Consider the following 16,636-nt stretch of genomic DNA (forward strand, 5'->3'; position numbering starts at 1 on the left):
GCGCAGGCTCGCATGATGCTCGCCGAGAAGGGCCTGCCGACCAGCGCCAATGCCGGCTACGAGCTGTTCGACAATGTCGGCTCGCTCGGCCTGACATCCTTCATGCAGCAGATCACAAGGGTGCGCGCCCTGGAGGGCGAGATCGCGCGCACCATCCAGTCGATCGCCGGCATCAAGGCGGCGCGCGTCCACATCGTCATGTCCGAGCGCGCCAATTTCCGCCGCGACGAGCAGCAGCCCTCGGCCTCGGTGGTCATCCGCTATGCCGGTATCGACGCCGAAAAGAGCGCCATGTCGATCCGTCACCTGGTCGCCGCCGCCGTTCCCGGCCTGGCGGCCGACAAGGTGACGGTGCTCGATTCCAATGGCAACCTGCTGGCCGCCGGCGACGACCCGTCCAACACCAGCGCGGCCCGCACGCTGGGCGTCGAGCAGACGGTCGAGGCGCAGATCGGCGACAACATCCGCCGCGCGCTGACCCCCTATCTCGGCCCCGACAATTTCCGCGCCAGCGTCAAGGCCGACGTCAACACCGACACCCGCCAGACCGAAGAGACGATCTTCGATCCGGAGTCCCGCGTCGAGCGCTCCGTGCAGTCGGTGCGCACCAACGAGAACAGCAATCAGAAGCAGGCCTCGACCCCGACCAGCGTCGAGCAGAACCTGCCCGAGACCCAGGCGGCCAGCACCGAGGGACCGCAATCGACCTCGCAGAACGACCGCAAGGAGGAGATCACCAACTACGAGATCAACTCCAAGAAGATAGCTACCGTCTCCAACGGCTATACGGTCACCAAGATGTCGATCGCCGTTGTCGTCAACCAGCAGCGCCTGGCGACCATTCTCGGCAAGGACGCCACGCCCGAGCAGATCGCCAAGCGCGTCGCCGACATCCAGAAGATGGTGGCCTCGGCCACCGGCTTCGACGACAAACGCGGCGACGTCATCGACGTCTCCGCGGTCGAGTTCATCGACGGGCTCGACGGCGAGCCGATCGAGCAGCCGGGCATCATGGCCTCGATCGGGACATATACCGGCACCATGATCAATGCCGGGGCCTTCATCGTCGTGGTGTTCCTGGTCGCCTTCTTCGGCTTGAGGCCGATGGCCGCGGCCCTGACGGCGTCCGCCAAGCCGGCCATCGCCGGCCCGAGCTTCGACGAGGTCCAGCGCTCGCTGCCGACGCCCGAGCCCGCGGTGGCGGCGATCGGTTCCGACGGAACCGCCGCGCAGGCCGGCGCGCTGCCGGGCGGCCGCCCGGGCACCACCCCGCTTGACGACCTTCGCCAGAAGATCAGGCCCGCGCCGCAGGAGCGGCTCGCCCGCATGGTCGACCTTAACGAGGAGCGCACCGCGCAGATCCTGCGCAAATGGGCCGCCCAGGAAGTCGCCGGATAGACCATGCCCTCAGCAGCCCTCTTCGATCTTCTGCCCGATTTCGGAACCCGCAGTCCCCGCGCCGGCCACCCGCAGGCCGCGGCCGAACCCGAACGCAACCCGGACGAACCCGCGCCTCAGGCAGACATCGGCACTTTGATCGCCGAAGCGGTCGCCGATGCGGAAACGGCGCTCGAGGCGCGCCTCGCCGCTGCCCACCACGCCGCGCTCGACGCCGAGCGCCAGGCCAACGCCGACGAGGCAAAGGTCTTTCTCGAAGGCTTCGGCGGCGATGTCGGCCAGGCCGTCGCCACGCGCATCGATGCCATGGAGGCGCGTGTCACCGAACTCGTCGGCGCCACCCTTGCCCGCATCATCGGCGGCATGGTCAGCGATGACCTGCAGAAGCGCTCTCTGGACGCGCTTGCGCGCACGATCCGCGAGGCCGTCGCCGACTCCGAGGCGGTGCGCATCGCCGTGCGCGGTCCGCTGTCCCTGTTCGAAACGCTGGCGGCCTCGCTCGACACGCGCGCCTCCCAGCTCGATTTCGTCGAGTCGCCCGGCTTCGACCTGGCCGTCGTCATCGACGAGGCGGTGTTCGAGACGCGCATCGCCGAGTGGTCGGCTTCGCTGTCCGAGGTTCTCTCATGAGCGCTGTCGATGCCGGTGAGGCCAGGCACGAGATCATCATCGTCAAGCGCAATCATGACGGTCACGACGACGGTCATCATGGCGGCGTCTGGAAGATCGCCTTCGCCGACTTCATGACCGCCATGATGTGCTTTTTCCTGGTCATGTGGCTGATCAATGCCGCCAACGAGCAGACCAAGGCGGCCGTCGCCAGCTACTTCAATCCGGTCGAGCTGATCGACCGCAATTCCAGCCGCAAGGGCCTGGAGGACCTCGGCGACGGTCCGAGCAAGGTTGGGCTGACGGCCGACAACCCGCAGGACGGCGCCAGCAAGGCCGGCGAGGACGGCAAGGGCGGGGCCGGATCCTCGGATCGCAGGCAGACGAAGGAAGCCTCGCAGAACTCCGACCTTTCCGACGAACATTTGTTTGCCGATCCGTACGCCGTGCTGTCGGAGATCGCCACCGATACCGGTGTGATGCAGAATGTCAGCGCCAAGGGCGAAGGCGGCGCGCAGAATGCCGGCCCGGCGACCGGCGCTTCCGGCGGCGATTCCTACCGCGATCCCTTCGCGCCGGACTTCTGGTCGCAGCAGGTTGCCGCGCCCGGCGCCGAGGCAAGCGCCGAGCGCGCCAAGATCGATGGCGATCCAGCAAAGCCTGGCGAAAAGGTCGCTGAGACTCAGGTGCCGAAGGTCAAGGCCACGCCGCCGGTGATCGACGCGCCGCTCGAACCCCTGGCGAAAACGGCTCTCGACAAGGCGGATGCCAAGCCGGAGACGGCAAAGGCTGAAACCGCGAAGGTCGAAGCCGCCAAGGGCGAGGCTGCAAAAGGCGAAGCTACTAAGGGCGAAGCGGCGGCAGGCGAAGGCACCGAGAACAAGGAGCAGGCCGAGACCGCAAAGCCGGAAGCCGCGAAGGCCGAAGCGGCGGCAAGACCCGATGTCGGCGAAAAGGCGCCGAGCGCTGCCACCGTCGCGGCGGCAGCCGAGGTCAAGCAGCAGCTGGCCGAAGCCTTCAAGCCGGGCGACAAGCTGCATGACGGCGTCTCGGTCGAGGCGACCGACAAGGGCGTCGTCATCTCGATCACCGACCAGCTGGATTTCGGCATGTTCGAGATCGGCTCGGCCTTGCCGCGCCGCGAGCTGGTGCTGGCCATGGAGAAGATAGGCCGCATCGTCAACAGCCAGAAAGGCACGATCAGCATCAACGGCCATACCGATTCACGGCCGTTCCGCAGCGACACCTACGACAATTGGCGCCTGTCCACCGCGCGCGCGCATTCGGCCTATTACATGCTGGTGCGCGGCGGCGTCGACGAGCGCCGCATCACCGAGGTCGCGGGCTTCGCCGACCGCCAGCCGAAGGATGCGGCCGATCCGCTGGCGGCCGCCAACCGGCGTATCGAGATCCTGATGGCGACGGGCGGATGAGAGGTGCGACCGTCATCGGCCGCGCCATCGGCCTGCTGCTGCTGAGCGCCGCGGCGCCATCGGCGGGCATTGCCGAGGAGGCCCTGCAGCCGTACCAACTGGTGCGTTCGCTGCAGCTCGTGCAGGACCGCATCGCCGCCGGCGACCACGCGGCGCTGCCGATGCAGGCCAAGCTGCTCGAAATGACCGATGCGCGTCTGCGCGCGGCGGATGCGGCGGATTTCAAGGAACCGAAGAACTTTCGCGCCCTGCTCGTCTACGGCATGAGCGGCGGCAATCCCGTCACCGTCGAGGCTGCCGCCTCGCGTGCCGAGACCGACCCGCAAAGCCTCGCCATCGCCAGGGGCATCATCAGCTATCTCAACGGCCGGCCGGCCGAGGCGATCGAAACGCTTAAGCCGATCGACCCGATGGCGCTGCCCACCGACCTCGGCGCCTTCCTGGCGCTGGTCAAGGGCTCGCTGCTGGCCACCGAACAGCCGGCCGCGGCGCTCGCTTTGCTCGACAATGCCCGCCTGCTCAGCCCAGGCACGCTGGTCGAGGAAGCAGCGCTTCGCCGCTCGGTCGGCATTGCCGCGCAGCAGGGCGATGCGGCGCGCTTCGCACTCGCCTCCACCCAATATGTCGCCAGCTATCTCCACTCGCCCTATGCCAGCCAGTTCGCCGATTCCTTCGTCTCCGGCGTCATTCAACTGCACATGGCGGTCAGCCAGGACAAGCTGGCCGACATCACCTCGATGATGGATCCCGAGCGCGAGAAGGTGATCTATCTGCGTATCGCCCGCCGGGCGGCGATCGACGGTCTGACCGCGCTCTCCACCTTCGCCTCGGCCATGGCTGAGAAAGGCCGCGACGGTAACGGCAATGAGGACGACCCGCGCGCCCAGCTCTATTCCAGCCTGTCCACGGTGACTTCGAGCACCATCGACGATGTGCGCGCCAAGCTGAAGAAGATCGATCGCGGCAAGCTCTCGGAAAGCGACCGTGCGCTGCTCGATGCCGCGCAAGCCGTCGCCGGCGAAGTTGTCGCGCGGCCGGCGGTCCCGGCCGTCGAGAAGCCCGACACCGACGCCGCCAAATCTGCGCCTGGGAAACCCGCCGCCGAGATCGCTGCGGCGGAGAGACAGGAAGACGCTGACTTGCCGCCGGTCGAGGGCGCGATGTCCGAGCAGCCGGCGGTCGAGGCCTCCGCTTCCGCAACGAAACCGGCGGACGCGCAGCCCTCGGCATCGTTCGCCCCGGATATGCCGGCCCCGGCAACGGCCGCGCCGTCGGCGCCGGAGCCGGCCGCGGCCGAAGCGCCGGCAGTGGCAGCGGCATCTGCCGGGACGGCGGCGGCTCAGCCCTCGCCGACGCCGGAATCGTCAGCCGGCCTCGATCCGCAGGACGCCACCGACGCCGCGATGTTGCAGACGCGCCGCCAACTCAACAAGATCGACCAACTGCTTGGAGCAGCTCCCAAATGACCTCCAGCCTCGGCCATGCCCTCACGGGACTTGTCTCCACAAACGTGACGTCCAAGTCGGCGGCGCCGGCGGCGAAGAACGAGGCCACGAGCTTCGGCGACCTGCTGCGCGACGCCGAAAAGCAGTCCGCCCAGGAAAACCAGCAACCGGCCGAGACTGGACCCCACGATGCGCGATGGAACCGGCGGGCGTTTGCCAACGCCGGCAAGGCGCAGCCTGACGGCAACGCTACGGCGACGACCGCCGCGCCAAAGCCGCCAGCCGGCAAGGCCGTCGACAGCGATGCCGATACTGATACGGACAAGGCCTCGAAGGAGACCGACACGGCCGCGCGGAGCGCAAATGCGAGCCCACTTCAGGACAGCCTGCCATTGCTGATGGCGCTCAACGATATCGGCCGCTTCCAGGCGTCGGCCAAGGCGGGCGGACAGGAAGACGCCGGCGATGGCCAGGCGAGTGAGCCGGCGCCGGACGGCCAGCCGCCGGCTCAGTTGCTCTCCACCTTGAAGAAATCGGACGCAACGCCCGGCCTCCAGATCCCTGATCCCGGTGCATTCTCGCGATCCGAGCGCGCCGCGAGCGCCGAAGACTTCCCCGGGAAGCTCCGGCAGCCGGAAGCCATCAGAGCCGTCTTCAAGGACCTGCCGCGCCGGGACGATGGAGCCGCATCGCCACCGGAGGACCAGACGCCCGCGGACGTGCCGGCATCGCCGGCAAAGCGATCTGCGCCGTCGTCGAAAGCCCTTGACGCGATCCGTTCGGCCACGCCTTCGGAACAGGCAAAGCAGTCATCGTCGGCCGCACGCATCGACGTCGTCGCCGAGCAGAGCTTCCCGGCTCCGGCGCAGAACCCGCTAAGTCAGACGGCATCGGCGCTGATCGACGCGCTGGCCTCGGACAAGGGTCTGCCGCAGGCGTTTTCGACCACCTCGACAGGCTCGCAACCGGCCGCTTCTGTTGCCATTCCGACACATATATTGAAGATTGAGCTTCACCCTGCCGAACTCGGCATGGTCACCGCCAGCCTGCGGCTTTCCGGGGACCAACTTTCGATTGAGCTGAAGCCGGAAACGCACGAGGCGCACCGCCGTCTCACCGCCGACAGCGAGGCGATCACCAGGTCCTTGCGCGACCTTGGCTTCGACGTCGACACGGTCACGGTGATGCAACCTTCGATAGCAACGCCAGCCGCCGCGCGCGTCGACGCCAACAGCTCGCTGCCGATGTCGCCAGGCCGCGAGCAATCCGCCTTTCAGCCCGGCAACTCGAGCGGCAACAATGCCGGCTCCGGCGGTCAGCAGCCGGGAAGGAACAACAGCAATGACACACCGGACAGCGGCCGCGCTGCTTCGCCTGCTCGCGAGCGCACTGGCGACGGCATGTTTATCTAGCGCCGCCATCAGCGCCGCGAGCGCCGCCGCCAATCCTTGCGAACCCGAGATCCTGCGCGCCGCCGACCGCTACGGCGTGCCGGCCGGCATCCTCTATGCGGTTGGCCTGACGGAAACCGGAAACAAGGGCAGCCTCCAGCCTAACGCTATGAATATAGAAGGAAAAGCTGTTTTTCCGCGGAGCCGTGCCGAAGCCATGGCGACGTTCGAGAACGCCCCGCCGCGAGGGCAAGACGCTGATCGATCTCGGCTGCATGCAGATCAACCATCACTATCACGCGTCGCATTTCCGCAGCGTCGACGACATGCTCGACCCACGCCAGAATGTCGACTACGCGGCGCGCTTCCTGGCCAGCCTGCATGCCCGCCACGTGACCTGGTCGATGGCGGTGGCCCGCTATCACGCCGGCCCCGACAACGACCCCGCGCAGAAGGTCTATGTCTGTCGCGTCATCGCCAACATGGTCGCCACCGGCTTCGGCAAATGGACGCCCAACGCCCGCGCCTTCTGCAATCCATAGATGCATGGTCACTCACGGGCGCACAGGATCTTTCTGACCTCGCGGCGCCTGCCGCTTCGCTCGAAACGGCAAGCGTCGACACACAGTCGATAGACCCATGCGACCGCGCTTATTTTCGGGTCCCCAAAAAACTCCCAAGAAAATAGCTACAAGAAATGACGGTTGTTCAGGATTCCCGCCACCGGTTACGCCTCCTTCCACGGGGCAAATGAGATGATTCGGAGGGCGGGCCGATGATCGTGATCGTAGACGAGCGTGAGCTCGTAACTGAAGGCTACAGCTCACTTTTCGATCGCGAGGGGGTCGCCAGCGCGGGCTTCGCGCCGAGCGAGTTCGGGGAGTGGGTGAGCTCGGCCGCCGACACCGATCTGCGCTCGGTCAGGGCCTTCCTCATCGGCGACTGCCGCGAGGGTGCGATCTCGCCGCGACAGATCCGCGACCGCACCGGCGCACCGGTGATCGCGCTCAGCGAACAGCACTCGCTCGAAAACACGCTGCGGCTGTTCGAGAGCGGCGTCGACGACGTCATCCGCAAGCCGGTTCACATCCGCGAGATTCTGGCCCGCATCACCGCCATCCGCCGCCGCGCGCATGAGGACGTGACCTATACCGAGGTCGGCTCGATGCGCATCTTCATGGACGGCCGTGATCCGGAGATCGACGGCGAGCCGCTGCCTCTGCCGCGCCGCGAGCGACGCATCCTCGAATATCTCGCCAGCAACCGCGGCCGACGGGTCACCAAGACCCAGGTATTCAACGCCATCTACGGCATCTTCGACGAAGAGGTCGAGGAGAACGTGGTGGAAAGCCACATCAGCAAGCTGCGCAAGAAGCTGCGCGAAAAGCTCGGCCATGATCCGATCGATTCCAAGCGCTTCCTCGGCTACCGGCTGGTGTTCTGATGGCCGAAACCCGCGCCAGCCTCGCGCAAGACACGCGGCATAGGCTCGCGGCCACTGTCATGGGCCCCACCGTCGTGGGTATTGAGGAGACGTTTCGATGAGCCTCTACGGAATGATGCGGACCGGCGTCTCCGGCATGAACGCGCAGGCCAATCGCCTGTCCACGGTCGCCGACAACATCGCCAACTCCGACACTACGGGCTACAAGCGCTCCTCCGCCGAATTCTCGACGCTGATCATGCCGGGCACCGGCGGCGCCTACAATTCGGGCGGCGTCACGACGACGATCCGCTCCGCCATCAGCTCGCAAGGCGTGCTGCAATACACCACCTCGGTATCCGACCTTGCCGTAAACGGCGATGGCTTCTTTGTCGTGCAGGATCCGAGCGGCACGCCCTATCTGACCCGCGCCGGCGCCTTTGTCGCCGACGCCCAGGGCAGGCTGGTCAATGCCGCCGGCTATCAGCTGATGGCCTACAGCTACGCCAATGGCGATCCTGCGGCGACGGCCAACGGTTTCGAGGGCCTGGAGCCCGTGCAGATCTCCGACCAGGAAATGACCGCGACGCCGAGCACCGAAGGCGTCTTCAGCGGCAATCTGCCGGCGGGTGCCACCCCGCCTGCGGGCGCCTTGCCGTCCAGCAACAGCGCGACCGCTGAATACACCTCGAAGTCGTCGCTGGTCGCCTACGACAATCTCGGCAACAAGGTGCTGCTCGACGTCTATTTCACCAACACCGGCTCAGGCGCCTGGGAGGTCTCGGTCTTCGACCAGTCCAAGGCCACGGCCGGCACGTCCTTCCCCTATACCGGCGGCGCGCTGGCCTCGGCCAACCTGACTTTCGACACCACCACCGGCAAGCTCACCGGCGCCACCACCGGCATCTCCTTCACCGTGCCGAACGGCTCCACCCTCGACCTCGACATGTCGAAGCTGACCCAGCTCGGCACCGGCTTCACGGTTTCCGAGGCCGAGGTCAACGGCAACGCGCCGAGCACGATCGAGAAAATCCAGATCGGCCAGGACGGCATCATCTACGCACAGTATGAGGACGGCTCCACCAAGCCGCTCTACAAGATCCCGCTGGCCGACGTGACGAGCCCGGACCGGCTCACCGCCCTGCCTGGCAACGTCTACGCGCAGAGCACCGATTCCGGCGCGGTGCGCATCGGCTTCGCCAATGAAGGCAAGCTCGGCTCGATCGTCTCCGGCGCGCTGGAAAATTCCAACGTCGATATCGCCGAGGAACTGACCAACATGATCGCGGCGCAGCGCAGCTACACCGCCAATTCGAAAGTCTTCCAGACCGGTTCCGACCTGATGGATGTCCTTGTCAACCTGAAGAGATAACTGTCGGGCCCCGGCCCGTGAAAGACCCGCATGTCGCTGACCTCCGCCTTGAGCATCGCACAGTCGGCGCTCCTGACCACCTCGAAGCAGACCAGCATCGTCTCGCGCAATGTCGCCGATGCTTCCAATAGCGACTATGCCCGCCGCACGGCTGTCGTCACCAGCACGGCGCCGGGCGCCCGCTCGGTGGAGATCCAGCGGGCGGCCAACGACCTCCTGTTCCGGCAGAATTTGAGCGCGCTCTCCGCATGGAGCGGCCAGAGCGCGCTTTACAGCGGTATGGACCAGCTGGAGCTGGCCGTCAACGGCGTCGACAACGCGTCCTCGCCCTCGACCGCGATCGCCAATCTGCAGCAGGCGCTGCAACTCTACGCGACGACGCCGTCCAACCAGAATCTGGGCGCCAGCGTCATCGACGCGGCCAGGGACGTCGTGCGCTCGCTGAATGACGGCACCCAGGCGATCCAGGATTTCCGCACCCAGACCGACGGTCAGATCGCCACCGCGGTCGATGACCTCAACAAGCTGCTCAGCCAGTTCCAGGACGCCAACAAGGCCGTCATTTCCGGAACCCGTTCGGGCACCGACGTGTCCGACGCACTCGACCAGCGCGACGCGATCCTGAAGAAGATCGCCGAATATGTTCCCGTCTCGACCTTCACGCGCGGCGACAACGACATGGTCATCACCACCACGGACGGCACGACGCTGTTCGAGACGGTGCCGCGCTCGGTGACCTTCACGCCCTCGTCCGGCTACACCGCCGGCACTCCCGGCAACACCATCTCCATCGACAACGTGCCGCTCTCGGCCGGCAGCGGCGGCAATACCAGCGCCGTCGGCAAGCTCGCCGGCCTGATCACCTTGCGCGACGGCGTCGCCGCCACCATGCAGAGCCAGCTCGACGAGACCGCCCGCGGGCTCATCACCGCCTTTGCCGAGACCTCCTCGTCGCAGCCCGATGCCGCCGGCCTGTTTACTTGGTCCGGCGCGCCCGGCATTCCCGCCGCCGGCACGCTGGTCGACGGCCTTGCCGGCTCGATCAGCGTCAACGCCGCCATGACCCCGGCGCTGCTGCGCGACGGCGGCGCCAATGGCGCTGCCTATGTCCTCAACACTTCCGGCTCGTCCTACGCCAACCTCCTGATCGCCTATGGCGACCGGCTCGACCAGCCGATGGCTTTCGATGCCGCCGCCGGTATCACGGCGACATCCAGCGTCGCCGACTACGCCGCCAACTCGATCGGCTGGTTCGAAGGCGTGCGCCAGCAGGCCTCGACCACCGCCGACGCCAAGGAGGCGCTGGCGACGCGCACGGCCGAGGCGCTGTCCAACGACACTGGCGTCAATGTCGATCAGGAAATGTCGCTGCTGCTCGACCTCGAACACACCTACCAGGCCTCCGCCCGCATGATGAAGACCGTCGACGACATGCTGGACGCCCTGATGAATGCCGTGGGATAATCGATGAAAGCGACAGCCGTCTCCTCAGCCGCAATATCCAACGCCATGCGCTACCAGCAGATGCGCATGCAGTCCGATCTGGTCAAGGCGACGAAGGAGTCAACGACCGGCAAGGTCGCCGATGTCGGCCTGGCGCTCGGCGGGCGCACGACCCAGGCCGTGACCTTCCAGCGCGATCTCGACCGGCTGAACGGCATCATCGATTCCAACGCGCTGGTCGCCGCCCGGCTGACATCGACGCAGGATGCGCTTGGCCAGCTCTCCGACGTCGCGCAGAACTTTCTTTCGGCCTTGACCAGCGCCGTGTCCGGCGATTCCTCGACCAGCATCACCCAGCAGGCCGGCGCGTCGGCGCTGCAGCAGATGACCGGCATCCTAAACACCAGCGTGAATGGCGAGTATCTGTTCGCCGGCACCAACACCGACGTCAAGCCGGTCGACGATTTCACCGCCGCCGGCTCGCCCGCCAAGGCCGCTTTCGACGCCTCCTTCGTCGCCTATTTCGGCTTCACCCAGAGCGACCCGGCCGCGGCCAACATCACTGCCGCCCAGATGGACGACTTCATCACCACCAGCATCGAGCCGCAATTCCTCGGCTCGGGCTGGCAAGGCACCTGGTCGAACGCCACCGACGAGCAGATCACCAGCCGCATCGCGCTGAACGAAACCACGCAGACCTCGGTCAGCGCCAATGAGGACGGCATCCGCAAGCTCGCCATGGCGGCGGCGATGGTCGCCAACCTGTTCTCCGGCAACATCAGCGATGCCGCCAAGAACACCGTCGTCAGCCGCGCCCAGACATTGGTCGGCGAGGCCATCGGCGGCATCGTCCAGGTGCGCTCGGAGGTCGGCCTAACCCAGAAACGTGTCTCCGACGCCAGCGACCGCATGAAGACCCAGGTCGACCTGTTCGAGAAGCATATCATCGATCTCGAGGGCGTCGATCCCGCCGAGGCCGCGACCCGCGTCGCCGACCTGACGCAGCATATCGAGACCTCTTTCGCGTTGACCGCGCGCCTGCAGCAGCTCAGCCTGCTGAATTACCTGACCTGAAAACTTCCACCGGAACGGCAGAGCCCCGACGATGTATCAATTCTCCTACGCCGACATCCAGACCGACTCCGTCACCGACGCCAAGGACCGCGAGCGGGAATTGCTCACCCGCTCGATCGACATGCTGTCGGCCGCGGCCGCGGTCGGCCAGGATTCCATGGAAGCGATCGAGGCGCTGCACTTCACCAACCGCATCTGGACCACCTTCGTCGAGGATCTCGGCTCCAGCGACAACGCCCTGCCCAAGGAACTGCGCGCCAACCTGATCTCCATCGGCCTGTGGCTGCTGCGCGAGGCCGAGGACATCCGCCAGGGCCGCACCAACAATTTCGAGGGCCTGATCGAGGTGTCCCAGATCATCCGGGATGGCATTCAATGACCAACACGCTGAAGATATCGCTGAAGCCGAACGAGAAGATCTACATCAACGGCGCCGTCATCCGCGTCGACCGCAAGGTCACGATCGAGCTGATGAACGACGTGCAGTTCCTGCTCGAAAGCCACGTCATCCAGGCCGACCAGGCGTCGACTCCGCTCAGGCAGCTCTACTTCATCCTGCAGGTCATGCTGATGAACCCGTCGGGCGCGTCGGAGGCGCGTGACATGTTCCGACGCTCGCTGCCCATGCTGCTGGCGAGCTTCGAGGACGCCGAAATCTGCAGTGCGCTGAAGCAGATCGACCGCATGGTCGGCGAGGACCATATCTATGAGGCGTTGAAGGCGATCCGCGCGCTCTATCCGCTCGAACGCCGCGCGCTTGGCGGCAACGACGATGTTCCGGGCGCGCCGCGCCCAATGGCCGTGGGAGCTCGATACTGATGAACGTGGACATGACGACCGCCATACCGACCGGTGCCAATTCGACCACCACGTCGACCTCCAAGACCGCCGTCGATTACCAGTCGTTCCTGAAGCTCCTCATCGCCGAGATGAAGAACCAGGATCCGACAAAGCCGATGGACTCGACGCAGTATGTCGCCCAGCTCGCCACCTTCTCGCAGGTCGAGCAATCGGTGCAGACCAACACCAAGCTCGACCAGATCATGCAGTCCTCGGCCCTGTCGCAGGCCGATGCGCTGATCGGCCGTTCGATCACATCCGCTGACGGCAAGACGTCGGGCACGGTGGCCTCCGTGCGCCTGGCCAGCAGTGGTCTTATCGCGGTGCTGCAGAACGGCACGGAAGTCGCTGTCGGCCCCGGCGTCACGATCAAGCCGGCCAGCTAGCGACCGGCTTGGGTCACAACGCATGAACGAGGCCGACGCGCTCGATATCGTCCAGTACGCGGTGTGGACGGTGCTGACCGCTTCCGCGCCGGTGGTGCTGGTGGCAATGGCGGTCGGCATCGGCATCGCGCTGATCCAGGCGCTGACCCAGATCCAGGAAATCACCCTGACCTTCGTGCCGAAGATCGTCGCCATCATGCTGGTGGTGGCACTGACCGGCCCGTTCATCGGCGGCCAGATATCGGCCTTCACCAACGTCATCTTCGAGCGTATCGAGCACGGCTTCTGAGGCGGGAGGCGGAGTGCCTACTCCTTGCGCTCACCGGACGGCTTGCGGGCAGCCCTGTTGCGGCTAGATTGTGAATTGCGCGGCGTGGGCGCCACTGGTCTCAGGCGGTCTTCGAAAATCATGGGGCAGACTAAACCGGCCGGCAGGCCATGTGCGGAATAGCCGGCGTCTGGCGAAAGCGCGACCCGATCGGCGCCGGCGACCTGTCGGACATCGCCCGCATGATGCAGGCGCTGGCGCATCGCGGACCGGACGACCACGACAGCTGGAGCAGCAGCCGGCTCGCCCTGGGGCACCGCCGGCTTGCCATCATCGATCCCTCGCCCGCCGCCCGCGAGCCGATGCTGACCGCATGCGGCGAGGGCGTGCTCGCCTACAATGGCGAGGTCTACAACTACCGCTCGCTGCGCCAGACGATCGAGACGGAAGGCTGCGTTTTCCGCAGCGTCTCCGACACCGAAGTGGTTCTGCAGGCCCTGCATCATTGGGGTCCTGAAAAGGCCGTGCCGTTGTTCGACGGCATGTTTTCCTTTGCCTACTTCGACGCGCGCGACAACGCCCTGTGGCTCGCCCGCGACCGCCTCGGCATCAAGCCGATGGCGGTGGCCGAGACGGCCGAGCGGATCCTGTTCGCTTCCGAGGACAAGGCGATCCTCGCCAGCGACGGTTTTGCCCGCCGCATCGATGCGCGCGAGATCACCTTGCGGCTCGCCTGGCAGCACCGCGATTCGAGCCACAGCCTGTTCGACGGCATCGAACGGCTGCCACCGGCCGGCCTCTGGAAGATCACCGAAGCGGGCATCGAGAAGCGCTGCTTCTGGCACGTCCTCGACGTGCTGGAGGCGGCGCGCATCATCGGCGACCGGACCTCCGACGACGAGCATATGGCGCGGCTCGAAGCGCTGATCGAGGACAGCGTCGATATCCACTGCATCGCCGACGCCAGCATCGCCACGGCCTGTAGCAGCGGCGTCGATTCCGGTCTGATTACGGCGCTGTCGAAGCGCTTCAGGCCGGAGATTCACGGCTATGTCGTCGATCCCCGGCTTGGCCGCAGCGAGGCGGAAAACGCCGAACGGACCGGCCGTCGCGCCGGCGTCCCCCTGCGCCGGGTGCCGGTCGACAGGAACCGGTTCCTCGAGCTCTGGCCGAAAGCGGTCTGGCATCTTGAGAGCGACGGCTGGCACGCAAGCCATGTCGGGCTTCTGGCGCTTGCCGAGCAATGCCGGACCGACGGCGTCAAGGTGCTGCTTACCGGCGAAGGCGCCGACGAGCTTTTCGGCGGCTACAAATGGCAGGCCGAAAGCATGCGGCCCTGGCGCGCATGGTCATGGCCGGGACGGCTGTTCCGCTCGCGGCGCTGGCTCGATCGCAAATTCGGGCGCATGCGCCATGCGCCCTTCAAGACATCGACCGGCAATAGCTCCGCCTCGGAGCGCAATCTCGTGCTCAGGGCGCTGTCGCCGGAACTCAACTTCCTCCAGACCAGGATATTCGACCGGCTTGAGCCAGTGACGCCGCTCGGCGATCGCGCCTTCCTCGGAGCTTGCCTCTACGATCTCTATTCGCATCTGCAGGACTTGCTCAACCGACACGACAGGCTGAGCATGGCTGCCTCGGTGGAACTCAGGGTTCCCTTCCTCGAAAACCGGCTGATCGATTTCGCGATCCATTTGCCGAGGCGTCAGAAATTGCGCGGCAGGACCGGCAAGTGGCTTTTGAAGAAGGTCGCCGAAAAGCACCTGCCGCGCGAGAATGTCTACGCGCCGAAGAAAGGTTTCGAGATCTCGTCGGGCTTCACCCAGGGTAGCCAGGGCCTGCTGCGCGGCGGCTATCTGCGCGATGCCTTGAAATGGCCGGCCGCCGCCGTCGAAGACCTTGTCGACCTGGCAAAGCGCGACGAGGCCTCGAGGCTGCGCCTCGTCGGCATGGAACTGTTCCTGCGCCTCAATGCCGGCGGCGAGACGGCGGACAGCCTGACCCAGGCGCTGCATGCGGCCGCCGCGGATGCGCGCGCGCATTGAGCAGCGGTTGGTCCAAGGCGGCCAGACCATTGGCTTAGCCGCGCCAGGACGTATTTTTGCCTCGCTATCCTGTTGTTGGAGCATAATCTTTTTCAGGCAAGGGTCCGCCCCGCGTCGCCATGCTCCATCTCCGGAGATGGACATCCGCGTCGGCTGGGCCAACGACATGTGAAGCGGGACAGCACGGATGATCGACGACGAGCCGGACAGCGAACGCGTCTCGGCGCTGGCGCCGTTCCGGCACGGCATCTTCCGCGCCGTCTGGTCGGCCAGCCTTGTTTCGAACTTCGGCGGCCTCATCCAGGGCGTCGGCGCCGCATGGATGATGACCACGATCGCCACCTCCTCCTACCAGGTGGCGCTGGTCCAGGCCTCGACCACCTTGCCGATCATGCTGTTCGCGCTCATTGCCGGTGCCATCGCCGACAGCTTCAACCGGCGCAAGGTGATGCTGGTGGCGCAGTCGTTCATGCTGGTCGTCTCGGCGCTGCTCACCGTGTTCACCTGGTTCGGCTGGATGACACCTTGGACGCTGCTTGCCTTTACCTTCCTGATCGACAGCGGTACGGCGCTCAACAGCCCGTCATGGCAGGCCTCGGTGGGCGACATGGTGCCCCGCGCCAAGGTGCCGGCGGCGATCGCGCTCAACTCGATGGGCTTCAACATCACACGCAGCGTTGGCCCGGCGATCGGCGGCGTCATCGTTGCCGCCGCGGGTGCAGCCGCCGCCTTTGCCGCCAATGCCGTCAGCTATATCGGACTGATCGTCGTGCTGTTCCGCTGGAAGCCGGAAGTACCCGCGCCGACGTTGCCGCGCGAGGCACTCGGCGCGGCGATGGGCGCGGGGCTGCGCTACGTCGCGATGTCGCCCAATATCGGCAAGGTGCTGGCGAGAGGCTCGGCCTTCGGCTTCAGCGCCGGCGCCGTGCTGGCGCTCCTGCCGCTGGTGGCGCGCGACGTCGTCAAGGGCGATGCCTTGACCTATGGCATCATGCTCGGCGCTTTCGGCATCGGCGCGGTCGGCGGCGCGCTGATCAGCGTGCGGCTGAGGCAGTTGCTCTCCAGCGAAACGATGGTGCGCGCCGCCTTTGCCGGCTTTGCGCTCTGCGCCTTCAACGCTGCCGTCAGCCACAATGCCTGGCAGACGTCGGCCGGCCTGCTTGTCGGCGGTGCCTGCTGGGTGATCGCGCTCTCGCATTTCAACGTCACGGTGCAGATGTCGACGCCGCGCTGGGTGGTGGGCCGTGTGCTGTCGATTTACCAGACGGCGACCTTCGGCGGCATTGCCCTGGGCAGCTGGATCTGGGGCGTCGTCGCCGACGCCCATGGCGCCGAGGCTGCGTTGATGGCGGCCGCCATCGCCATGCTGGCGGGTGGCGCGATTGGCTTCTTCCTGCCTTTGCCGAAGCAGACCGTCCTCAACCTCGATCCACTCAACAGGTTCAAGGAGCCGATGCTGGCGCTCGACTTGAAGCCGCGCAGCGGCCCGATCGCCATTATGATCGAATA

15 protein-coding genes and 1 pseudogene are annotated in these 16,636 nt (G+C 66.1%); all 16 read left to right on the top strand.

From position 1 onward, the window contains the following. On the top strand, positions 1-1,398 hold a 1,398-nt coding region (gene fliF / locus EN781_RS06620), incomplete at its 5' end, for a flagellar basal-body MS-ring/collar protein FliF (RefSeq protein ID WP_127399868.1). Between the two features lie 3 nt (positions 1,399-1,401). Then, positions 1,402-2,028, top strand: a complete 627-nt coding sequence (locus tag EN781_RS06625; RefSeq protein WP_126058478.1) for a hypothetical protein — start codon at positions 1,402-1,404, stop codon at positions 2,026-2,028. After that, positions 2,025-3,440, top strand: a complete 1,416-nt coding sequence (locus EN781_RS06630; RefSeq protein ID WP_126058477.1) for a MotB family protein — start codon at positions 2,025-2,027, stop codon at positions 3,438-3,440. Before EN781_RS06625 ends, EN781_RS06630 begins: the two co-directional genes overlap by 4 nt. Then, positions 3,437-4,906: a chemotaxis protein MotC gene (locus EN781_RS06635; protein WP_126058476.1), complete on the top strand. Its 1,470-nt coding sequence runs from the start codon at positions 3,437-3,439 to the stop codon at positions 4,904-4,906. The genes EN781_RS06630 and EN781_RS06635 overlap by 4 nt, the downstream gene beginning before the upstream one ends. Beyond that, the gene (locus EN781_RS06640) at positions 4,903-6,297 is read left to right on the top strand and encodes a flagellar hook-length control protein FliK (RefSeq protein ID WP_126058475.1); all 1,395 of its coding nucleotides are present in this window, start codon (positions 4,903-4,905) and stop codon (positions 6,295-6,297) included. The genes EN781_RS06635 and EN781_RS06640 overlap by 4 nt, the downstream gene beginning before the upstream one ends. Next, positions 6,227-6,818 (top strand): annotated as a pseudogene (locus EN781_RS06645) (transglycosylase SLT domain-containing protein). The gene EN781_RS06640 and the pseudogene EN781_RS06645 overlap by 71 nt, the downstream one beginning before the upstream one ends. Positions 6,819-7,051: 233 nt before the next feature. Next, a complete protein-coding gene (locus tag EN781_RS06650; RefSeq protein ID WP_126058474.1) occupies positions 7,052-7,720 on the top strand; it encodes a response regulator transcription factor in 669 nt (222 codons plus the stop codon). A gap of 97 nt (positions 7,721-7,817) precedes the next feature. Then, a complete protein-coding gene (locus EN781_RS06655) occupies positions 7,818-9,071 on the top strand; it encodes a flagellar hook protein FlgE (RefSeq protein ID WP_126058473.1) in 1,254 nt (417 codons plus the stop codon). A gap of 30 nt (positions 9,072-9,101) precedes the next feature. Then, a complete protein-coding gene (gene flgK / locus EN781_RS06660; protein WP_126058472.1) occupies positions 9,102-10,535 on the top strand; it encodes a flagellar hook-associated protein FlgK in 1,434 nt (477 codons plus the stop codon). 3 nt (positions 10,536-10,538) lie between these two features. Next, complete coding sequence (locus EN781_RS06665; RefSeq protein WP_126058471.1) at positions 10,539-11,588, top strand: flagellar hook-associated family protein; 1,050 nt, start codon at positions 10,539-10,541, stop codon at positions 11,586-11,588. A 31-nt stretch (positions 11,589-11,619) separates the two neighbouring features. Further along, the gene (gene flaF / locus EN781_RS06670; RefSeq protein ID WP_126058470.1) at positions 11,620-11,967 is read left to right on the top strand and encodes a flagellar biosynthesis regulator FlaF; all 348 of its coding nucleotides are present in this window, start codon (positions 11,620-11,622) and stop codon (positions 11,965-11,967) included. Continuing rightward, complete coding sequence (gene flbT, locus EN781_RS06675; protein ID WP_126058469.1) at positions 11,964-12,407, top strand: flagellar biosynthesis repressor FlbT; 444 nt, start codon at positions 11,964-11,966, stop codon at positions 12,405-12,407. Before flaF ends, flbT begins: the two co-directional genes overlap by 4 nt. Beyond that, positions 12,407-12,814, top strand: coding sequence for a flagellar hook assembly protein FlgD (flgD, locus tag EN781_RS06680; RefSeq protein WP_126058468.1), 408 nt, complete (start codon positions 12,407-12,409; stop codon positions 12,812-12,814). The genes flbT and flgD overlap by 1 nt, the downstream gene beginning before the upstream one ends. Positions 12,815-12,836: 22 nt before the next feature. Continuing rightward, positions 12,837-13,103, top strand: a complete 267-nt coding sequence (gene fliQ / locus EN781_RS06685) for a flagellar biosynthesis protein FliQ (RefSeq protein ID WP_126058467.1) — start codon at positions 12,837-12,839, stop codon at positions 13,101-13,103. Between the two features lie 149 nt (positions 13,104-13,252). Beyond that, a complete protein-coding gene (gene asnB / locus EN781_RS06690; RefSeq protein WP_126058466.1) occupies positions 13,253-15,127 on the top strand; it encodes an asparagine synthase (glutamine-hydrolyzing) in 1,875 nt (624 codons plus the stop codon). 187 nt (positions 15,128-15,314) lie between these two features. Further along, on the top strand, positions 15,315-16,636 hold a 1,322-nt coding region (locus tag EN781_RS06695), incomplete at its 3' end, for an MFS transporter (protein ID WP_127399869.1).

Source organism: Mesorhizobium sp. M4A.F.Ca.ET.090.04.2.1 (assembly GCF_003999085.1).
In the GTDB taxonomy this organism is placed as follows: domain Bacteria; phylum Pseudomonadota; class Alphaproteobacteria; order Rhizobiales; family Rhizobiaceae; genus Mesorhizobium.